The sequence below is a fragment of the Spirosoma pollinicola genome (assembly GCF_002831565.1).
Taxonomy (GTDB): domain Bacteria; phylum Bacteroidota; class Bacteroidia; order Cytophagales; family Spirosomataceae; genus Spirosoma; species Spirosoma pollinicola.
The window spans coordinates 1,738,470-1,759,291 of sequence record NZ_CP025096.1 but is presented as its reverse complement, the minus strand read 5'-3'; the positions used below and the strand labels follow the sequence as shown (position 1 = coordinate 1,759,291).

Sequence of the window (20,822 nt, the reverse complement as noted above, 5' to 3'; positions counted from 1 at the left end):
GAAACCAAGTTTACATATCCGGACCAGAGGTCCGGCGCTACAATATGCTCGCACTCCCCATTTTTCTCGCTCTTGCCTCCGGCTTTGTCGTTGTTGGTGTGTACACGGAACGTAAGGTCTCGGCATTTATGCAGGATCGACTTGGGCCGATGGAAACGGGAAAATGGGGATTGCTTCAGCTTTTTGCCGATCTGCTGAAACTACTTCAAAAGGAAGATATCGTTCCAACAGCCGCCGACCGGCACCTCTTTCTGTTTGCCCCGGCCCTTATCTTTGCCTCTGTCTTTGCAGGTTTTGCCGTTTTGCCCCTTACGCCCGATTTACAGGGCTCAGGCGCGGCAGTTGGCGTGTTCTACCTGATGGCGATTGTCTCGTTCGATGTGGTGGGCATTCTAATGGCAGGCTGGGGTTCAAACAATAAGTATTCTTTGTTTGGCGCGATGCGTTCTGTAGCGCAGATCATCTCTTACGAAATACCACTCGGACTTACCATTTTGTGTGTGGTAATGATTTGCCAAACCCTCGATTTGCAGGAGATCAGCTTTCAACAAGGCATTTTCACGACCAAAAGTAACTACCTCTTCGGCCTCAAATCATTGGGAATCGATGTAACCCATTGGGGCGGAATATTCTCCTGGAATATTCTCCGTAATCCGTTTCTGCTCATTGCCTACGTTGTTTTCTTCATTTGTACGCTGGCCGAAAGCAACCGGGCTCCTTTCGATTTGCCCGAAGGGGAATCGGAAATTGTTGGCGGCTTTCATACCGAATATTCGGGCATGCGGTTCGCTTTGGTATACTTGTCGGAGTATGCCATGATGCTGCTGGTTTCCTTTTTGGGAGCCGTCCTGTTTCTGGGTAGCTGGAACACACCCCTACCCAACATCGGCCCCGTTCGACTCGCCGACTGGACGAGTGGTGACCCCGGCACCATATGGGGAAACCTGACAGGCGCGTTCTGGCTTCTGTCGAAAGTGTTTTTTGCCGTTCTGTTACAAATGTGGGTACGCTGGACCTTTCCGCGCGTTCGGGTCGATCAGATGATGTTTCTATGCTGGAAAATCCTGACGCCCGTAGGATTGATTCTTCTGCTGATCTCGGGAATCTGGCGACTGTTGATGGTTTGACTTGTAAACAGGATTGTCAATTATAAAAGCCTGTTCGTACCTTTGCGGCCTTTTACCGTTTTACATGTCCATTCTCGTACCGAATCCAACCAGTGACCTTATCTGGCAAACGGCCTGGAAATCACCTGTTTTTCGCTGGAAACTTAGTTTGGGTATCATTGCTACCCTTGCTCTACTATTTACATTTCCAGGTTTCTTCCAAACTATTGAGCATCATTCCGGACCTGTTCTCAATGATTGGGTGCTCAAACAATTGCCTCCACAGGATGTGTCAATTGGCATCTTCCTGACAATTTGGGTTACCGCCTTACTCTTACTCCTTCGTGCCCGATTCAGTCCTGCGGTATTCATGATGTTCATCTACGGATACATCATCGTCAGCCTATCACGCATGCTCAGTATTAACCTCGTACCGCTCGATCCACCTGTTGGCCTGATTCCACTCATCGACCCTATTAGTAATGCCTTTTACGGGAAGACGTACATTACCAAAGACCTGTTCTACTCCGGCCATACGTCATCTATTTTCCTAATGTTTCTCTGCCTTCGTAAGTGGTGGGATCGGCTGTTCGCACTTATTGGCTCGCTGGTAGTAGGCAGCTTATTGCTGGTACAACATGTACATTATACAGTCGATGTGCTGGGTGCCTTTGCGTTTACCTACCCACTCTACTGGCTTGGTAAGAAGTTTGCCCTCTCGGGTTGGGACAATATAGAAAAACAGCAGAATTGAGCGTAGTTGTTGTTGAGGGGTAAATAAAGGGATAATGGATAATGTAAAACCATTATGTATCAGCAATAATTATTCATTATCAATTTTACATTATCCATTTACCCCTCCCCTAAAAGGCCTCTCCTAACTGAAAATAAAGGCCATTGGATAGGTTCTGCCCTACGCCCCAACCATAATCGACTCGAAGATTCAGGCGTTCTTTTCGGTTTAAAGCTACACGCACACCTCCCCCGTAGGAGTATTTTATTTCCTGAAAATTCAGTTCGCTCACACGACTTCCCACGTTGCCTACACCCACAAAACCAACTGCGCCGATTCGCCAGAAAAGAGGTACACGGTATTCGGCCTGTGCGACTACCTGATTTTTGCTTCGGTAACGGCCGTCATAAAATCCACGCATGCTGTTCGATCCGCCAAAACTGGCCAGACTCCGCAGGGGAACATCACCCGAATTAAAAAAGCCATAAGCCTGTATGGCAAGCACCTGCTGTCGATAGAGACGAATAAATCGACGGAAATCTATCACATAATTAGTGTACTGGAAATTGGAACCAAAAGCGGGTGAAAAATGATTAAAAAAGACCTGTAAGAACCCGCCTTTGTCAGGCGCAAACGCATTGTTGCGTGAGTCATACGTTAAACTTAACCCAGCTCCAGAAATATGATATGGATAGCGACCCGGTACAGCTAATTGGTCAAACAGTCCGCCGGGCAGATATTCGACTCCCAGCAACCGCTGGTATTCGTAAAGAAGCCCCAGAAAAATGCGATCCTTGAGTTTGCGCTGAAAATGCAGATAAACATAATACTGTTGAAAAGTATAAGCCTCCTCATGGTTGTCGGGTGCGTTTTTACCCAGGCCCCAGAATTTGTCGGGGAAGTTACTGTACGACAGTTGGTGATTCAGAATAATACGCTCACCGGGAAAGTAAGTCGTGCCATTAATAGCAGCAATAAATTGTTTTCGAAGGGAGTATAATGCCAGCGCCTGAGTGTTGGAAGTACGGGTGAGAGTATCATGCCGATTGAATCGAAAGGTAAACGAACCCGCTAATCCTACCGACCAGTCCGTTTCAATGGAACGGGCTACTAAGGGTAGAATTAGGGTATTTCTGGTTTTTAATGGTTGAATTGGAATCGGTTGACGCGGTAGTGGTATACTGTCAGACTGGGCTTTTAAGGTTCCCAAACTACCTATTAACAGGCTGATTAACAGCAAAATCAACCTTTTATGTAGTAAAACGCACACAAGAATAAGAACGATCGTTAATTAAAGTCACATTAATTAAATTGCGGCAAAGTACTCCTAAAATTGTAAATTTCGTAGATTTGGCCCTTTAATATACCGTGAAACTTGCGCCCATCGGACAGAGCGCGGTCGCCGGTTGGCACCAAGGACGGAACCTCCGAATTGTAAACCACCGATATGAGCAAAATAAACCTGCCGCCCTTTACGCTGGGCGACACCATTACCCCCGAACAACGCCAATTTTTCAACAAGAATGGTGTTATCGTTTTTCGTAATTTTATTAATCCGGAAACAGTTAAGGTATTCATCAGTGAGGTTGAACGAATTGAAAAAGAGTGGCTGGCCGAAGGGCGGGACAAAGTCAATGGCGTTCCGCTGAAATTTGGTCAGGATGAAGGCGGAAATGCAATGATTCAACGAATGTGTTTTCTGTCTCAGCACAGCAAGGCGCTTCACGAATTTTTGCAGGACCCACGCCTTCAGGCCGTTGTTGATCTTCTTCAACCTTACGAAGGACGTATTGCTGAAATTGAAAAAGACGGCCTTATTCTCAACCATTACATTCGTACGCCTAACAGTAAGTTTTCGCAGATGGGCTGGCATACAGATAGCCCACGCGATATTTTTCTTGGTCAGCGGATCATGCCGATGCTTAATGTAGGCATTCACCTGAATCCGACACCTTACGAAAACGGTGGCCTGCGCGTTATTCCGGGTACACACAAACAAGGGCTATTCAAAATGTTGTTCCGAAAAAAATACTTCGTGGACAACGAGCCGGATAAGCATGAAATTGGCTTCGATATAAATGCAGGCGATTTGTCGGTACACGATGGTCGTCTCTGGCATCGGGCTCAACAATCACCTTTAGTTGGTGAAGGCAGCCGTCGGCGGGTTATGTATGTTCCTGTTGTAACAGGTAAATACATGCCTAAAAACGCCAACAGTAAAACTCCATTCTATCACCGCTTTATTTCGAAAGTAAACATCTAAATAGTCGGTAAGTCAATAAGTCGGTAACGGGGCCGCCCGCCCGGTCGGTAAGTGGCTGAAGCAAAAGCAATACGCTCGTGTTTGCCATTTACCGACCGGACAGGCGGCTCCATTACCGACTTATTGACTTTATAACTTATTTTTTATGCCCTACGCCTTAATTACCGGAGCCAGCAAAGGGATTGGTCTCTCCATTGCCAAAGAGCTTGCCCGTCGGAAGTTCGATCTGTTGCTGGTTGCCCGCTCCTCATCGCTGTTGCAGGAGATAGCGGGCCAGTTAGCCACCGACCATGGCATAAAGACCGATTTCCTGGCTATTGATCTGGCTGAAACCGGAGCCGCTCAACAGGTTTTTGACTGGTGTAGCAAAAAGAAATACACCATTGGCATGCTGGTAAATAATGCGGGCTACGGCCTGAGCGGTCCTTTCGAGAAACATGCTATGGCCGAGCACAACAGCATGATGGCGGTCAACATGACGACACTGGTCGAGTTGACCTACCTGTTTTTGCCGCAACTCAAGCAGCAATCTAAGTCCTACATTCTCAACATTGGCAGTTCAGCGGCATACCAAGCCGTGCCGGGATTAAGTTTGTATGCTGCCTCAAAATCATTCGTCCTTCAGTTTAGCCGGGGATTGCATCAGGAATTGAAACGCACGCCGGTGTCTGTTACCTGCGTATGTCCCGGCGCTACCGACACGAATTTCGTTGACCGGGCACAAATCGGCGATAAAGGCCGAAAGGCGGCTGAAAAGGTTAATATGACACCCGACGATGTTGCCAAACAAGCCGTTGCTGCAACACTGGCTGGTAAGACCGAAGTGGTAACGGGTGTGCTAAATAAAGCCGGGAAATTGATGGCGTGGCTACTCCCGAAGGGACTCGTCGAACAAACAGCCGGCAGTATTTACGATTGACATTCCCATAGTAGTCAGAAATGCGTGGACCTGCCTTACAATGTATTCAGGCAGGTCTATGCATTTCCGGCAAATTGTATTCCGCTAATAAATGGCACTTTATTTGTAGTGTCGCCGTTGTACACATATAACTTTACAAAGACGTTGGATGCTGGACCTACATTATTACCCTATTCCATTGCCTACCGACGTCCAGCCTACACATGCAATTTTCCGAATTATCATTAATTGATCCCATCCTGAAGGCCCTTGCCGAAGAAGGATATACTAACCCAACCCCAATCCAGGAAAAAGCCATACCGATTTTATTGAGCCGCCGAGACTTACTGGGTTGCGCTCAAACCGGTACTGGTAAAACAGCCGCTTTCGCTATCCCTATTCTGCAACTTCTCAACGAAGAACGCAGCAAAAGCACAGGTGGTCCACGACGCATTAAAGCGCTGATTCTGACACCAACACGCGAATTAGCCATTCAGATAGCCGAAAGTTTTGAATCGTATGGTCGCCATTTGAACCTTCGTCATACCGTTATTTTTGGTGGTGTTTCGCAGCATTCACAGGTAAACACACTGAAATCGGGTATCGACGTATTGATCGCCACCCCCGGCCGTTTGCTCGACCTGATGAATCAGGGTTTTGTGCATCTTCGTGATGTGCAGTTCTTTGTCCTTGACGAAGCCGACCGCATGCTCGACATGGGCTTTATCCATGACGTCAAGAAAGTCATCACAAAACTGCCATCTCACCGGCAATCGCTGTTTTTCTCAGCTACCATGCCGGTCGATGTAGCCAAACTTGCCGATACGATTTTAAATAACCCGGCTAAAGTTGAAGTGACGCCCGTATCCTCTACGGCTGATACTATCGAACAAGCTATGTATTTTGTTGGAAAAGATGATAAGCGCAAATTACTTGTACACATCCTCGACGACAAGAATATTAAATCAGCATTGGTTTTTGCCCGTACCAAACACGGAGCCGATAAGGTCGTAAAAGACCTTCTGAAAGCTGGTATTGGTGCGGAGGCCATCCACGGCAACAAATCACAGAACGCCCGCCAGCGTGCCCTCTCGAACTTCAAAAGCCGGGAAACACGTGTGTTGGTCGCTACCGATATTGCCGCCCGTGGTATTGACGTAGATGAACTGTCGCACGTGATCAACTACGAACTACCAAACATACCAGAAACCTACGTTCACCGGATTGGTCGTACTGGCCGGGCCGGGCACGATGGTATTGCCTTATCTTTTTGCGATGCCGAAGAAACTGAGTTTCTCCGGGACATTCATAAGCTGATTGGCAAACACGTTCCCGTAATTGACAATCATCCATTTGTACTCAACATTTCCGCAGCCGCCGTATCAGCAACGCCTAGCCGCCAGGGCCAGGGCCGCAACGATAACCGTCGGGGAAGTGGTCGCCCAAATAACAATGGTCGTTCAGCCGGATCGTCGAACAATGGCGGTCAATCAAGAAGCCAAAGTCCCCGATCTGAAAGTCAGGGAAATAACGCATCGGCACCTCGACGGGAAGAAAGTAGCAGCCGCCCGAGCCGAAGCACCAGTCGTCCGCAGACGCAAAGCCGGGGCACTGGAAACAGCCGGTTCAGCAATACAAGCAGTGATAAGAATTATTAGTTGTTTGCAATAACTAAGCAATTAGCCCCGGATATTCTTCGGGGCTTTTTTATGCGCCATCGTTTTTAGGATTTCCAGGCGTTTAGTGAACACAGATAGGGAGTAATACCAGGGCAATGGCTTTTGATGTAGATTTGTCAGACTACTCCTTTAGCTACATGAAACGATTGCTTTTTACGATCAGTACGCTGGTTGCTCTGGTGGTTGGCTGGTCTCAGTTCCGCCAGAATACTACCGACAGCAAACCCAATGACTACACCAACTGGGGAGAATACCTCGGCGGGCCGGACCGAAGTCATTATTCGGCTCTTTCCCAGATCACCCCCGATAATGTAAAAAACTTGCAAGTTGCCTGGACCTACGCCACCCCCGACAGTGGACAGATTCAAGCGAACCCAATTATTGTGGATGGCGTATTGTACAGCGTAACGCCTGCTGTTCAGGCGATTGCACTGGATGCAACCACAGGGAAGGAAATCTGGAAATTTGGTAGTCCAACGAAGCAATCACTTAGTACCAGCCGGGGCGTAACCTACTGGAAGGCCAGCAGCGGGGCACCTGAAGCCCGTATTTTATATACGGTTGGGTCGTTGCTCTACGCACTTGATGCCAAAACAGGAAAGCCTATTCCGGCGTTCGGGCAGGATGGGCACATTGATCTGCATGAAGGCCTGGGTGCCCAAGCAAAAGATAAATTCGTTATCTCGAATACACCCGGCACAATTTTCGAAGACCTCATTATCATGCCTGTGCGGTTGTCGGAAGGAGCCGATGCGGCACCGGGACATGTCCGGGCGTTCAACGTTCGGACAGGAAAACTGGTCTGGACTTTCCACACCATTCCGCAACCCGGTGAATATGGCTACGACACATGGCCTAAAGACACCTACAAAAATACCGATGTTGGCGGGGCTAACAACTGGTCAGGTATGGCCGTTGACCGGCCACGCGGTATTGTATATGTACCCACCGGTTCGGCAGCTTTTGATTTTTACGGCGGCAATCGAAAAGGGCCAAATCTGTTTGCCAACTGTTTGCTGGCACTCAATGCCCGCACCGGCAAACGGCTATGGCATTTTCAGGCGGTTCACCACGACATCTGGGATCGTGACTTTCCGGCACCGCCCAATCTCCTCACTTTGAGCAGCAAAGGCCCCGACGGGAAGCCCCGGCGCGTTGACGCCGTAGCACAGGTTACCAAGTCGGGTTTTGTCCTGGTCTTCGACCGGGTTACGGGAAAGCCGCTTTTCCCGATCAAGGAAACCCCAATGCCCAAATCCGATGTTCCCGGCGAGGAAGCCTGGCCCACACAACCCATACCTACCCGTCCTGCTCCCTTTGCCCGCCAGAATTTTGGTGAAGCCGACCTGAACCCCTATTCAACCGAACGCGACTCACTATTGGCTCAGTTTCGGCGAAGTCGAAAGGGTACTTTCCAACCTCTAAGCCGCCAGGGGACGTTTATTTATCCCGGTCTGGACGGGGGTGCCGAATGGGGTGGTGCCGCCACCGACCCAGATGGTATCATGTATGTGAATGCCAACGAAGCCGCCTGGCTTATTGCGCTCAATCTGGCCCCAAAACAGGACGAACTGGCGCATCTCACCCTTGGCAATCGACTGTACACCACTACCTGTTCCAATTGTCATGGTGCCCAACGTAAGGGCAATGCAACAAGTGGCTACCCATCGTTAGTAAACATTGGACAACGCAGAGACCGAGCCTATGTATCGGAAATTATCGGCCACGGTAAAGGGATGATGCCGGGTTTCACTCAGTTGTCGGCTGCCGAAAAACAAGCTATCATCGGCTTCCTGTTCGATGATGAGAAAGTTGAAGCTGTTGGCCAGATAGCTAAAGGCAGCAAGTCTCCTGACGTTCCCTACAAGATTTCGGGCTACACCAAGTTTTTGGACAGTAAAGGGTTGTCGGGCATTTCTCCACCCTGGGGTACCCTAAACGCTATTGACCTGAACACCGGCGAGTATTTGTGGAAAATACCCCTTGGCGAGGAACCGGAACTGGCCGCTAAAGGCATTCACAATACAGGCGTAGAGAACTACGGCGGGCCGGTTATAACAGCTGGTGGCGTCTTATTTATAGCCGCTACTAAAGACGGAAAATTCAGAGCGTTCGACAAAAAAACCGGCAAACTTTTGTGGGAAACGACGCTGCCAGCCGCTGGCTTTGCCACACCGGCCACCTATCAGGTCGGCACGAAACAATATGTTGTCATTGCCTGTGGCGGAGGGAAATTAGGTGCGAAGAAAGGGAACCAGTATGTAGCGTTCGCGTTGCCGTAGGCTAGTACACGATTCATAAATACACAAGGTTAAAACAGTAGAGCCGCACTGCCATGTACATGGCAGTGCGGCTCTACTGTTTTAACCTTAATTTGGCTTATAAATATAGATAATCAATACCCACCATAAAACTTTCGTAACCCCCACTCTATCGTTACCAGTGTGAGCACCACAAAGAACAACCAACGCCAGTTGATGAGTTCGTTCATCTCTTCAGTACTCGTTAACCGGGCTGGATGCGGACGGTTGGTCAGCGTGCGAACAAGCTCCTCGGTTTGGCTGGCGTTGTAGAATTTGCCACCCGTTTGCTGCGAAAGCTGCCGTAGCAAACCATGATCGGCAGTTGTGTTGAGGGCTTCGAGTTGCAGGTCGCGGACCACAAATTGCCCCGACGCCTGTTCAGCCTTGTTGTTGACTGTTACGCTCGCCCGGAAACGATAGGCTCCTTCTGGCAATCGACTAATTTCAAACCGGCTGTTAGCGTCTGTAGGCGTATAGTTATAAGTGCGCGTTATGCCCTTCTCATCGCTGATTTCGAGCCGGACAGGCTTGTCGTACAACCGCTCGTAAATGTCGTTGTATAACTCAGTTTCAAAAATAACCTTCTCCCCAGCCACAAATTCGTTACGAATTGGGTAGACCCGGAGTTTGCGCCGGTCCTCTTTCACCGAAATCAATTGAATCACTTTTTGAATCAGTTCATCAACGACTTCCTGTTTGTCGGTCAGGGCGTATTCTTCAAGCCGCCATGCCCACAGTCCTTCTCCGGCCAGCACAGCAGTTTTGCGCGGACTGGTGACGTTTAGTGCTAACAGTGGCTTGGTTGTGCGAACACTGCCCACCTGTTGCCAGAGTACAACTTCGCTACCGGCCTGCAACCTGAATTCCCCGTATGGCACTAACATAGGGGGCAGCTTGGATAGAATGTCAAGCCGCGCCGGGTCAAGATTGAGTTGTTTGAATTCAGGGTTAAATACCCCTGTCACTTTATCGCTCTGGTTCGGTTGGGCGTTTACCTGCATCACCGGGTTCGAGGTGTTGAATGGCCCCATCGACGACTGATTCCCCAGTACAAACAATACCGGCGTATTTTTTGCCAGGTATTTCTGAATCAACGCAGTGCCTGCTCCCCCATTGTCGGGAATCTGGTGCAGAATTATTAGATCATAGGTTTTGTCTGCGGGGGGCGTAGCTTCTGCGGGGGTTCCGGTAAGAATACGTACATCGAGTTCATAATTCTGGTTTTTCTCCAGAATATTGCGCAACGCTTTTACATCCGGGTGGGGTGTCAAGGCTAGCAACAGCACTTTTTCTTTACCGTCGATAACGTCTAAATAAACGTCCTGACGGTTGTTACGAGTACTGAATTCGCCGGGTTGCGGCAACACGTCCACCACATAATGCTGAACGCCTTTTTGGGTAGCTGTTGCCTGAAACGTCAGTTGGTTAAACGTCTCATTTTTCCCCAAACTAATTGACTGCCGCCCTAACTCCTTGCCGTTCTGTCGCAGCACAACGGTTGCGGCACGTCCCTGAAAGCCACTACTAACCACCTCGGCTTTTATAGGAAATTGATTACCTAAATAGGCAATTCGGTTGGCAATAATACCTTTAAGCTGAATATCTTTCTTAGGAATAGTATCACCAAGACCAATGGTCTGAACGGCAAATGGATATTGACCAAAGGTGGGCGAAAGGCCCTGGTTGAAGATGCCATCCGAAACCAGCACCACATCGGTCAGGTTGCGGCCTTCGTAATCAGATCGAATACTCGACAGCAAGCCCGATAAATCGGACGTGCGCTGGGTGAAGGGAATCTGCGTCAAGTCGCCCGAAATAGAATCGCCAAATGTATGAATGGATACATCCAATCCTTTGTCGGTCAACTGTTTCTGAAGCGTTTGCAACTCGGCCAGTGCCTTCGTAAGTGCGGGCCTGCCAGCAGCAGCCACCGACTCCGAATTGTCAATGGCAAGTACGACCTTTGGTTTTTCCGTTAACGTTCGCAGACTGCGAATTAGGGGATTCAACAGCAAAAAGGTCAGAAAACTGACCACAACGAATCGTAGTGCGGCCAATCCATAGGTTGTCCGTTTATCAAATCCACCCGTGGCAGTGCCGCTACCCACAAATCGGGGTATTGGTTGATACAAAGCAAACGCATAGACTGCTCCAACGAGCAGACATACCAAAATCCACCAGGGCGAGGATTGAAAAATGAAGTTCATAAATTGGTGGAAGAAAAGGAAGAAAGGGAAGAAAGGGGGAAGGGAACTACTGATAAACGAACCAAGTGACGTTTGCAATTTCCTTCCTCCCTCTCTTCCCTTTCCTCCTTCCTCCCTTTCTAGGTTAGCATTCCTCCATCCACTTGCAGCACTTGACCGGTGATGTAGCGGGAGAGGTCGGAGGCCAAGAAAACAGCACAATCGGCTATTTCCTCAGGTTGGCCTCCACGTTTCATTGGAATTTGCTGTTTCCACTCTTCAAGCGCTTTTTCATTGATTTCGCCAGTCATTTCTGTCTCGATAAAACCCGGTGCAATGGCGTTTGAACGGATATTTCGCGAGCCTAATTCAAGGGCAACCGACTTGGTAAAACCAATAATACCTGCTTTAGACGCTGCATAGTTGGCTTGCCCCGCGTTACCCCGGATGCCCACTACAGATGTCAGGTTTATAATCGACCCCGACTTCGCCTTCATCATAGTTTTGATGGCTGCTTTAGTGAGGTTAAAGACCGACTTTAAGTTAACGTTAATTACGGTATCCCATTGCTCTTCGGTCATACGCATCAGTAGACCATCTTTTGTAATGCCGGCATTATTAACCAGCACATCAAGCTTACCGAAATCAGCAAGAACCTGAGTAATGAGTTCTTCGGCTGCTTTATGATCCGATGCATCGGAACGGTAGCCTCTCACTTGTCCGCCAAACGCCCTAAGTTCTTCTTCCAGTGCCTGACCTTTCTCAACATTCGACAGATACGTAAAGGCAACACTCGCTCCTTCCTGTGCAAATTTCTGGGCCATAGCCCGACCAATTCCACGCGACGCACCCGTAATCAGCGCAACTTTTCCTTTCAGTAAATCCATTGATAATAAGTAATGGGAAATGAACAAAAAAGCAGATGAAGTCTACTTTATCGTTATGCATTTTCCGTTATGCATTATGCACTAATAATTTAATAAGTTTAGCCAAAATTAGTGGTTTGGTCGCAAATGACAAGGTACGCATAGGTTTTGGTTTCGCCGATAAGCTGTGTTACTTTGGCAAAAAATCAGGTACATCACCATGCAGTATCGTTTCCTCCTACTCCTCCTGCTATCGTCAGTATCGGTTACACTGGCGCAAAAGATTCACTCACACAACGATTATGCCAAGATACGACCGTTTACCGAAGCGTATGAGCAGAAAGCTGACTTTATCGAAGCCGATGTCTGGTTGCGGAACGGTAAACTAGTGGTATCACACGAAAAGCCTGACTCTCTGGCAATAGTGCCACCTACGCTCGATTCGCTTTATTTAAAGCCTATTGTGCGCTTATTCGAGCAATATAAGGGTAAACCAAGCGCCGATCGGGACTACACATTCGCCCTGGTAATTGACATTAAAGAAAACCCTGCCGGAGTGCTGCCACTACTTATGACTATGTTACAGGCAAATCTGGTTTGTTTCAACCGGTCGGCCAACGCCAAAGCTATACAGGTCGTCATCAGCGGGGAGCGGCCCAGAATCAATACCTTTCTTGACTATCCGCTTCTTCAGTTCGATGGGCGCCCCAGTGAAGTTTACGACCAGGAAACCCTTCAGCGTGTAGCTATGATTAGCGACAATTTCCAGTCTTACTCTCGTTGGAATGGCGTTGGCGATATTGCAGATCTTGACCGGGACAAACTCAAGCGGGTCATAAAACGTGCCCACAGCGACAATAAACCGTTTCGTTTCTGGGCCATCCCAGATACCCCTAACGGATGGAAACAGTTAAAGAAACTGGGCGTCGATATCATCAATACCGATAAAGTAGCGGAGGCCGCGAAAGATTTACGCTGAGATTTTCTTTCATCAATATTGACGACGAAACCACAGAGACATGCCAAAAACTCTGTGGTTTCATCATAAAATACCTTTTCTTTTGGTAAAACCAGTTAGCCCCTCCTATCTATAGTTAAGATCAACTATATCGCAAAATTTGAATTATATAGTAACCCGAAGTACCTTCTGGCTTTTGTAGTTACTGCATTTTCAACTGCACTAACCACAGTTTTTCCAGATGGATATTCCCCAACTAAAAAAGGCTCCTCTTATCTACGATGTGGCTATTGTCGGCTCAGGCGCAGGGGGCGGCATGGCGGCTTATATGCTTGCAAAAGCAGGAGCAAAAGTTATACTGCTTGAAGCAGGCGGTTATTATGACCCCGCCGATCCAAAATATATTACTCAATTAAAATGGCCTTGGGAATCTCCCCGTCGCGGAGCCAGCACCGAGGCCCGTTCGGGAGGAGATTTCGACGCAGCCTGGGGCGGCTGGGAAATTGACGGAGAACCTTACTCCGCCAAATCAGGCACAGAATTTGGCTGGTTCCGCTCCAGAATGCTCGGCGGACGCACCAATCACTGGGGACGTATTTCCATGCGTTTCGGACCAGACGATTTCCGGCGTCGGTCTCTTTCGGGCGTTGGCGACGACTGGCCAATTGGCTACGATGATCTAAAACCCTATTACGATAAGGTAGACCGGCTGATTGGCGTGTTTGGCTCGGTCGAAAATTTCCCGAACGAACCCGATGGCATTTTTCTGCCACCGCCAAAACCTCGTTTACACGAGTTAATGCTTCGAAAAGGTGCCCGAAGCATTGGTATTCCGGTAATTCCTTCCCGGCTAAGCATTCTAACGAAGCCCATCAACAAAGATCGGGGGTCCTGTTTTTATTGCCACCAGTGTAATCGGGGCTGTCAGGCTTATGCTGATTTTTCGGCCTCGTCGGTGTTATGCATCCCAGCCGTTAAGACCGGAAATGTGACGCTTATCAATGGCGCGATGGTGCGCGAAGTCTTGACCGATCCTCAAACTGGTCTTGCTACGGGTGTGAGCTACGTGAATAATCGCACGCTGGAAGAAGTGACCGTTCGGGCCAAAGCCGTTATGCTGGGAGCTAGTACCTGCGAATCGGCCCGGATTCTTCTAAATTCCAAATCGTCCCGCTTCCCAAATGGCTTAGCTAACAGCAGTGGCGTGGTAGGCAAATACCTCAATGACTCGACCGGTGCCAGCCGTTCTGGTTTTATTCCGGCTCTGATGGATCGCAAACGTTACAATGAAGATGGCGTTGGCGGTATGCACGTATTTACCCCCTGGTGGCTCGACAACAAGAAATTAGACTTCCCACGGGGGTATCATATTGAATATGGTGGTGGTATGGGTATGCCCGGTTACGGTTATGGTGGCGGTATTGAATCCATGAACAGCCTGGTTCCCGGCCGCGATGGGAAGATGAAAACCGGTGGCGGTTATGGAGCAAGTTTGAAAGATGATTACCGACGTTTCTACGGGGCTTACGTCAGTATGGCAGGACGGGGAGAGCCGGTACCGCTCGAAACCAACTACTGCGAAATTGACCCTAACGGCGTCGATAAATATGGTATTCCAACCTTACGTTTCCATTATAAATGGTCGGACTATGAGGTGAAGCAGGCCAAACACATGCAGGATACATTCGAGGAAATCATTCATTCGATGGGCGGCATTGCTCTTGGCCCTAAGCCTGGCCCAAACACGGCACATGGTTACGGACTAGCCGCACCCGGCAGAATCATTCACGAAGTTGGCACAGTTCGTATGGGCAGCGACCCGCAGAAGTCAGCCCTGAACAAATATCAGCAAGCGCATGATGTCAAGAACCTGTTCGTAGTCGATGCGGCTCCGTTCGTCTCCCAAGGCGACAAAAACGTAACCTGGACTATCCTGGCCAGCGCTATGCGGACGTCGCAATATTATATTGATCAGGTTAAGCAGAAGAATATTTAAGTAGCGCGGACATCCTGTCCGCAGGGCTGATTTTGATTTAGCTTTGCGGACAGGATGCTGGTGCGCCAGCCCGGCCGCGCTACAAAAAAGGCCGGACTCACACAAGTCCAGCCTTTTTCACTATATCCAAAATTTCAGATATCTATTCTACTGCCACTTCAGGCTTCCGCACCGTTATGGTCAGCGTTTCGCCTTCACCACTGTAGTCGGCCATAATCACATCGCCTTCTTTCAGTTCGCCTTTCAGAATTTCTTCTGCAACGGGATCTTCGAGGTAACGTTGGATAGCACGGCTTAATGGACGAGCACCATACTGTGGATCATACCCTTTCTCGGCCAGGAAGTCTTTTGCCTTCTCGGTCAGTTCGACGGTGTAACCCAGGTTTGTAACGCGGCCCAGCAGTTTGCCCAGCATCAGGTCAATGATCTTGTGTATGTCTTCGCGGAGGAGCGAGTTAAACACAATCACATCATCAAGACGGTTCAGGAACTCAGGCGAGAAGGCTTTCCGAAGCGCACTTTGAATCGTGCTCTTCATCAAATCATCCTGACCTTCGGCACTTTTCTTAGTGGCGAAACCAATACCTGCACCGAAATCTTTCAGGTCACGAACCCCAATGTTTGAGGTCATGATGATAATCGTGTTCCGGAAATCCACCCGGCGGCCAAGGCCATCTGTCAGGATACCATCGTCAAGCACTTGCAACAGGATGTTGAATACATCCGGGTGTGCTTTTTCGATTTCGTCCAACAAGACAACACTATATGGTTTCCGACGAATTTTTTCTGTCAACTGACCACCTTCTTCATAACCAACATAGCCTGGAGGTGCTCCAACTAACCGGCTTACACTGAATTTCTCCATGTATTCCGACATGTCGATCCGTACAAGGGCGTCATCTTTATCGAAGAGATAGGTAGCTAGTACCTTGGCAAGCTCTGTTTTCCCAACACCCGTTGGGCCGAGGAAAATGAACGAACCAATTGGCTTCTTGGGATCTTTCAGACCAACACGCGTCCGCTGAATGGCTTTCACCAACTTGTCGATGGCCGACTGCTGACCAATAACCCGACCTTTCAGTTCGTTGCCCATGTTGACAAGTTTCTTGCCTTCATCGTTCGACACGCTCGTGACGGGGATACCGGTCATCATCGCAACGACTTCGGCAACGTTTTCTTCGTTGACCGTATAGCGACGTTTCTTGGTATCTTCCTCCCAAACTTGTTTCGCACGGTCGAGTTGGTCGATCAGGCGTTTTTCTTTATCCCGCAGTTGGGCCGCTTCTTCGTACTTCTGGCTCTTAACAACCTGATTTTTCTCCTTCTTGATATTCTCGATCTGCTCTTCGAGTTTCAGAATATCTTCAGGAACCGTGATGTTCGAGATGTGTACACGAGCGCCTACTTCGTCCATCACGTCGATGGCTTTATCGGGCAGGAAGCGATCCGAGATATACCGTTCCGACAACTTCACGGCAGCCTCGATGGCTTCTTTTGTGTAGTTAACGTGGTGGTGTTCTTCGTATTTATCCTTGATGTTGTTCAGAATTTCGATGGTTTCATCAATGGATGTGGCATCGACCATAACCATTTGGAAACGACGGGCTAACGCACCATCTTTCTCGATATACTGACGGTATTCATCAAGGGTTGTCGCACCAATACATTGAATGTCTCCCCGCGCTAACGCTGGTTTGAACATATTTGACGCATCGAGCGAACCCGAGGCACCACCGGCACCAACGATTGTATGCAGCTCGTCAATAAACAGGATCACTTCAGGCGATTTTTCCAGCTCGTTCATCACAGCCTTCATCCGCTCTTCAAATTGACCCCGGTATTTGGTACCCGCTACGAGTGACGCCAGGTCAAGCGTAACGACGCGTTTACCGAATAACACCCGCGATACTTTCTTCTGCACAATGCGCAGGGCAAGACCTTCGGCAATAGCTGTCTTACCTACGCCAGGCTCACCAATAAGAATCGGGTTATTTTTCTTCCGGCGACTCAGAATCTGAGCTACCCGTTCAATTTCTTTTTCACGACCAACAATTGGATCGAGTTTGCCGACTTCGGCAAGTTTGGTTAAATCCCGGCCGAAATTGTCCAGTACCGGTGTCCGAGACTTCTCAGTACCTTTGGGATCTTTCCCTGAACTGGAACTGCTGCTGCCACCAAACATACCCCGGTCATTATCGTCATCGTCGGTATCGCTTGCCATTGTGGGGCGCGTTCCGGTTGATTGATATTCCAGCATCTCTTTAATGACTTCGTAGTTAACATTAAACTTGTTGAGAATCTGCGTGGCGACATTGTCTTCATCGCGCAGAATCGACAGTAAAAGGTGCTCCGTACCAATGAGCGGGCTTTTAAAGATTTTAGCCTCCAGGTATGTGATCTTCAGCGTTTTTTCCGACTGACGGGTCAGCGGAATGTTCGCCAGATTTTTCACATTGTTGGTGGCCGTTCCTTTCGTTGCCTGTTCGATGGTAACCCGGAGTTCATCGAGCGAGATGCCAAGTTTTTTCAGCAACCCGACCGCTACACCCTCACCCTCACGAATCATACCCAGCAACAGATGCTCTGTGCCGATATAATCGTGGCCTAAGCGCAAGGCTTCTTCCCGACTCAGCGTGATAACTTCCTTAACGCGGTTTGAGAATTTTGCTTCCATTCGTTTTAGGGTCTCCTTAGGTAACCGTACTATAGGCCTAACGAAGAGTTTTAAGGATTTGTTCACTCCCGAAGGCCAGCCAGTAACACGTCCGAAGCGGCCGGTCCCTGGCAGAACAACAGGTCTACTATACTAAGATTTGGTACAAATTTTTGGCCAAAATTCTGTTGATAACTGACAGGCTGATGGAATACATACGTTTCCGGCGCATTTCGCGGATTTATCCTCGACCGAGCGTCAAATAGACCGACCGGTGGAGTTTTATCGTACCATTCTGTCAGGCTCAGGTTTACCTTCAGACGCATTAGTTTCAGACAAATTGTCAGCAGTTCATTAGTCAGGTCAAATAAAAATGTCCAACTTTTCCGATAAACTGGTTCAAAATCGGGTACGTAATAGTCAAAAAATGGAGCTTTCCCGTAGGCAGCCTGTAAACATCGCCAGTGATGTATTTGCCAGGGTTGGTCATTTGCTATCCGTAAATCACGGATTGGCTGATGAGTTGTTCCCTGTTGCACAGGCACCGTAAGAACGTCAATTTTGTTTGCAGTCTGAACGTAGCAACGATTTCTGTAACTTTGCTTTTGATAATGTTCTCTGGCCTCAAGCAGCACCTGGTCAAACTGCATTAGCCCTGAGATGTAATCAATGCAAGGCAAATAATGCAGATCAATGAGTAAAGCGCTTTTTTGAGACCCTGGTTGTTCTTTTTCCAATTACTCAAATTAGTATCCGTTCACAATTAACGCAAAAAAGCGATACTGTCAACTGATTTTGGTATTTTTTTAATTTCCCGGCAAACGACCCTTTGCGCCTACGTTTGCCCTACACTCAACTAATGATCTTTTTTCGATTCCTATCGCGTTTGCCTCTCCCTATATTATATGGCATTTCCGATGTTTTGTCTTTTTTACTTCTGTACATTATCCGTTATCGACGGAAAGTGGTACTGGAAAATCTGCGACTATCTTTTCCCGAAAAATCACCGGCCGACATTCAAGCCGTTGCCAAAGGTTTCTATAAAAATCTGGGCGATTTGATTGTAGAGACAATAAAGCAAGCAAGTCTACCGCCAGAATTTTTCCAGAAGCATATACGGTTTCCAAATATTGACCTGATTCAAAAACGAATTCTGGCGGGCGAAACAGTCATAGGCATGAGTTCCCATCAGGCGAACTGGGAATGGATACCGGCGGCTTTGGTATTAAATAAAATGCCGGTCGATAGTATTTACAAGCCCCTGACCAGCCCGTTTTTTGAACAGTTAATGATTCATATCCGGTCGCATCTGGGGCCGGTTCCGACGCCAATGAACTCGCTGCCCCGGCAAATGGTGCTTCGCAAGCACATACCCCGAATTATTGGATTAATATCCGATCAGGTACCTGATGTACCCGAGCAGGCTTACTGGACTGATTTTCTACATCGGGATTCGCCTTTTTATCCCGGCTCCGAACGACTGGCCCGTAGTCGAAAAATGGCGGTCTTCTTCTTTGATATTGTTCGGGTGCGCCGGAGCTATTATGAAGTGACGTTCCGGCTTATTGCCGAGCCGCCTTATGATGATCTTCCGCCTGGAGCTATTATGGAAGGGTATCGCGACGTACTTGAAACGTCTATCCGAAATAACCCATCCGATTGGTTATGGTCGCACAAACGCTGGAAACACTGGCGCGGGAAATACGCTAAAGTAAGCGCAAAACTAAGCTAGTACACATACTGCCGGTAAATACATATATAGTTATAGCCTTTCAAACTTGTAATTTTTACCTTTAGGGCAGCCAATGGTTTTACCTTACTACTTGGTGTACCCACCAGATGATTTTTTTTCGACTTGTGTCCCATTTACCATTCGGTATCCTTTACGGTATTTCGGATGTCTTGTACTTCTTCATTCGATACATATTCCGTTACCGGGAACAGGTTATTCTGGAAAACTTACGACACTCGTTTCCAAGCAAGTCGCCTGACGATATTCGTCTGATAGCCAATGATTTCTACCGAAATCTGACCGATATTCTTGTTGAAACTATCAAACTTACCAGCATATCTCCCGTCGAATTAAAAAAGCGGTTCGTTTATACGAATCCTGAAGTTATAAAATCGTTTCTGAGCGCTGGCCAGACGGTAATCTGCACAGGTTCTCATCAGTGCAATTGGGAATGGGTTCCATCGGCGGCCGTTGTTATTGGCATACCGGTCGACAGCGTATACAAACCGTTGACCAGTCCCAGAATGGAGAAAATCATGCAGCAGGTCCGGGCCAGTCACGGTGCAGTACCTACACCCATGCAACTGCTACCCCGCCAGATGATCGTTCGCAAAGATATTCCCCGGGTTATTGCCCTGGTGGCCGATCAGGTTCCTGATGTCCCGGAGCAAGGCTACTGGATGGATTTTTTACACCGGGATACCCCTTTTTACCCTGGCACCGAGCGTCTGGCCCGAAGCCGGCATATGCCCGTGTTCTTTCTGGAATTGATACGAGTTCGCCGGGGCTATTACGAAGGCACCTTTACACTCATTGTAGAACCGCCTTATGAGAACCTGTCAGAAGGAGCCATTCTGGAGACGTATCGAGATCATCTGGAGCAGAGTATTTGTAATCACCCATCCGACTGGCTCTGGTCGCATAAACGCTGGAAACACTGGCGCGGGAAATACGCCAAAGTGATGGCAAAACTAGCGTAGGGCCGCACAATTGTGCGGCACCTATACGCTAGTTTTTATTACTATAGGGAATCACGACGGGCTTTTTCGGCACGTGACGAATCGCGCTTCGCTTTGATTTTGTCGGCTTCTGTAACAATTGCGTTTTCGGCCTTGTCTAACCCCTTATTGACCGTGCTGCCTACTTTTGCAGCACCCTTGCTAACGGCTTCGTCAGCTACTTTTGCTTTCTCTTTAGCTCCCCTACCCACCTCTGTAGCGGCACTGCCGACACGCTGGCCCGCATTTTTCAGATCTTCCTTAACGCGTGCTTTTCGCTCGGCACGCTCCTGCTGCCGAATTTCTTTCTTGCTCAAAGCCGTTGTGTCCTGAGCATAGGCCCCGGCACTAATCAATACTGTCAGTGCCAAAGCACTTATCCATTTCGTATTCATAACATATCGACTTTAAAAACCAGGTTGTATATATCCCTCCTTCGGTAAAAGGAGGA

16 protein-coding genes are annotated in these 20,822 nt (G+C 48.4%); 10 read left to right on the top strand and 6 right to left on the bottom strand.

The window, feature by feature from the left end; all coding sequences use genetic code 11:
* Positions 1-44 precede the first annotated feature (44 nt).
* Complete coding sequence (locus CWM47_RS07485; RefSeq protein WP_100987396.1) at positions 45-1,127, top strand: complex I subunit 1/NuoH family protein; 1,083 nt, start codon at positions 45-47, stop codon at positions 1,125-1,127.
* Positions 1,128-1,191: 64 nt separating this feature from the next.
* Positions 1,192-1,860, top strand: coding sequence for a phosphatase PAP2-related protein (locus CWM47_RS07480; RefSeq protein ID WP_100987395.1), 669 nt, complete (start codon positions 1,192-1,194; stop codon positions 1,858-1,860).
* A gap of 109 nt (positions 1,861-1,969) precedes the next feature.
* Here CWM47_RS07480 and CWM47_RS07475 read toward each other — a convergent pair whose 3' ends face one another.
* Complete coding sequence (locus CWM47_RS07475; protein WP_240625755.1) at positions 1,970-3,049, bottom strand: BamA/TamA family outer membrane protein; 1,080 nt, start codon at positions 3,047-3,049, stop codon at positions 1,970-1,972.
* Between the two features lie 237 nt (positions 3,050-3,286).
* Here CWM47_RS07475 and CWM47_RS07470 point away from each other — a divergent pair, with 237 nt between their 5' ends.
* The 4 genes from CWM47_RS07470 to CWM47_RS07455 all read left to right on the top strand — a co-directional run bounded on the left by CWM47_RS07470 (position 3,287) and on the right by CWM47_RS07455 (position 8,961).
* Positions 3,287-4,102: a phytanoyl-CoA dioxygenase family protein gene (locus CWM47_RS07470; protein WP_100987394.1), complete on the top strand. Its 816-nt coding sequence runs from the start codon at positions 3,287-3,289 to the stop codon at positions 4,100-4,102.
* Positions 4,103-4,247: 145 nt separating this feature from the next.
* Positions 4,248-5,021, top strand: coding sequence for an SDR family NAD(P)-dependent oxidoreductase (locus CWM47_RS07465; protein ID WP_100987393.1), 774 nt, complete (start codon positions 4,248-4,250; stop codon positions 5,019-5,021).
* Positions 5,022-5,224: 203 nt separating this feature from the next.
* Positions 5,225-6,658: a DEAD/DEAH box helicase gene (locus CWM47_RS07460; protein ID WP_100987392.1), complete on the top strand. Its 1,434-nt coding sequence runs from the start codon at positions 5,225-5,227 to the stop codon at positions 6,656-6,658.
* A 158-nt stretch (positions 6,659-6,816) separates the two neighbouring features.
* A complete protein-coding gene (locus tag CWM47_RS07455) occupies positions 6,817-8,961 on the top strand; it encodes an outer membrane protein assembly factor BamB family protein (RefSeq protein WP_100993773.1) in 2,145 nt (714 codons plus the stop codon).
* 113 nt (positions 8,962-9,074) lie between these two features.
* Here CWM47_RS07455 and CWM47_RS07450 read toward each other — a convergent pair whose 3' ends face one another.
* Together CWM47_RS07450 and fabG are read right to left on the bottom strand one after the other, a co-directional pair.
* Positions 9,075-11,189, bottom strand: coding sequence for a vWA domain-containing protein (locus tag CWM47_RS07450; protein WP_100987391.1), 2,115 nt, complete (start codon positions 11,187-11,189; stop codon positions 9,075-9,077).
* A gap of 119 nt (positions 11,190-11,308) precedes the next feature.
* Positions 11,309-12,055 carry a 3-oxoacyl-[acyl-carrier-protein] reductase gene (gene fabG, locus CWM47_RS07445; protein ID WP_100987390.1) on the bottom strand — a complete coding sequence of 249 codons (747 nt, stop codon included), beginning with the start codon at positions 12,053-12,055 and terminating at the stop codon, positions 11,309-11,311.
* Positions 12,056-12,254: 199 nt separating this feature from the next.
* Between fabG and CWM47_RS07440 the strand changes: the two genes are divergently transcribed.
* Complete coding sequence (locus tag CWM47_RS07440) at positions 12,255-13,013, top strand: phosphatidylinositol-specific phospholipase C/glycerophosphodiester phosphodiesterase family protein (RefSeq protein WP_100987389.1); 759 nt, start codon at positions 12,255-12,257, stop codon at positions 13,011-13,013.
* A gap of 220 nt (positions 13,014-13,233) precedes the next feature.
* Positions 13,234-14,988 carry a GMC oxidoreductase gene (locus CWM47_RS07435; protein WP_100987388.1) on the top strand — a complete coding sequence of 585 codons (1,755 nt, stop codon included), beginning with the start codon at positions 13,234-13,236 and terminating at the stop codon, positions 14,986-14,988.
* Positions 14,989-15,130: 142 nt separating this feature from the next.
* Here the strand turns inward: CWM47_RS07435 and CWM47_RS07430 are convergent, their stop codons facing one another.
* On the bottom strand, positions 15,131-17,662 hold the full coding sequence (locus CWM47_RS07430; protein ID WP_100987387.1) for an ATP-dependent Clp protease ATP-binding subunit: 2,532 nt from the start codon (positions 17,660-17,662) through the stop codon (positions 15,131-15,133).
* 62 nt (positions 17,663-17,724) lie between these two features.
* Positions 17,725-18,291, bottom strand: a complete 567-nt coding sequence (locus tag CWM47_RS07425; protein ID WP_240625749.1) for a WbqC family protein — start codon at positions 18,289-18,291, stop codon at positions 17,725-17,727.
* Between the two features lie 209 nt (positions 18,292-18,500).
* Here CWM47_RS07425 and CWM47_RS07420 point away from each other — a divergent pair, with 209 nt between their 5' ends.
* Positions 18,501-19,373 carry a lysophospholipid acyltransferase family protein gene (locus tag CWM47_RS07420; RefSeq protein ID WP_100987385.1) on the top strand — a complete coding sequence of 291 codons (873 nt, stop codon included), beginning with the start codon at positions 18,501-18,503 and terminating at the stop codon, positions 19,371-19,373.
* Positions 19,374-19,480: 107 nt separating this feature from the next.
* Complete coding sequence (locus tag CWM47_RS07415) at positions 19,481-20,353, top strand: lysophospholipid acyltransferase family protein (RefSeq protein WP_100987384.1); 873 nt, start codon at positions 19,481-19,483, stop codon at positions 20,351-20,353.
* A 41-nt stretch (positions 20,354-20,394) separates the two neighbouring features.
* On the opposite strand, the gene CWM47_RS07410 is transcribed toward CWM47_RS07415, so the two are convergent.
* Entirely contained in the window at positions 20,395-20,766 is a 372-nt protein-coding gene (locus CWM47_RS07410) for a hypothetical protein (RefSeq protein ID WP_100987383.1), read from the bottom strand.
* Positions 20,767-20,822 lie beyond the last annotated feature (56 nt).

What these genes read in the sequence shown, in the direction of transcription:
- CWM47_RS07455 (WP_100993773.1), top strand. Translation starts at nt 6,817, where the DNA reads ATGAAACGATTGCTTTTTACGATCAGTACGCTGGTTGCTCTGGTGGTT.
- CWM47_RS07435 (WP_100987388.1), top strand. Translation starts at nt 13,234, where the DNA reads ATGGATATTCCCCAACTAAAAAAGGCTCCTCTTATCTACGATGTGGCT.
- CWM47_RS07415 (WP_100987384.1), top strand. Translation starts at nt 19,481, where the DNA reads ATGATTTTTTTTCGACTTGTGTCCCATTTACCATTCGGTATCCTTTAC.
- CWM47_RS07480 (WP_100987395.1), top strand. Translation starts at nt 1,192, where the DNA reads ATGTCCATTCTCGTACCGAATCCAACCAGTGACCTTATCTGGCAAACG.
- CWM47_RS07440 (WP_100987389.1), top strand. Translation starts at nt 12,255, where the DNA reads ATGCAGTATCGTTTCCTCCTACTCCTCCTGCTATCGTCAGTATCGGTT.
- CWM47_RS07485 (WP_100987396.1), top strand. Translation starts at nt 45, where the DNA reads ATGCTCGCACTCCCCATTTTTCTCGCTCTTGCCTCCGGCTTTGTCGTT.
- CWM47_RS07420 (WP_100987385.1), top strand. Translation starts at nt 18,501, where the DNA reads ATGATCTTTTTTCGATTCCTATCGCGTTTGCCTCTCCCTATATTATAT.
- CWM47_RS07450 (WP_100987391.1), bottom strand. Translation starts at nt 11,189, where the DNA reads ATGAACTTCATTTTTCAATCCTCGCCCTGGTGGATTTTGGTATGTCTG.
- CWM47_RS07470 (WP_100987394.1), top strand. Translation starts at nt 3,287, where the DNA reads ATGAGCAAAATAAACCTGCCGCCCTTTACGCTGGGCGACACCATTACC.
- CWM47_RS07430 (WP_100987387.1), bottom strand. Translation starts at nt 17,662, where the DNA reads ATGGAAGCAAAATTCTCAAACCGCGTTAAGGAAGTTATCACGCTGAGT.
- CWM47_RS07425 (WP_240625749.1), bottom strand. Translation starts at nt 18,291, where the DNA reads ATGCAGTTTGACCAGGTGCTGCTTGAGGCCAGAGAACATTATCAAAAG.
- CWM47_RS07410 (WP_100987383.1), bottom strand. Translation starts at nt 20,766, where the DNA reads ATGAATACGAAATGGATAAGTGCTTTGGCACTGACAGTATTGATTAGT.
- fabG (WP_100987390.1), bottom strand. Translation starts at nt 12,055, where the DNA reads ATGGATTTACTGAAAGGAAAAGTTGCGCTGATTACGGGTGCGTCGCGT.
- CWM47_RS07460 (WP_100987392.1), top strand. Translation starts at nt 5,225, where the DNA reads ATGCAATTTTCCGAATTATCATTAATTGATCCCATCCTGAAGGCCCTT.
- CWM47_RS07465 (WP_100987393.1), top strand. Translation starts at nt 4,248, where the DNA reads ATGCCCTACGCCTTAATTACCGGAGCCAGCAAAGGGATTGGTCTCTCC.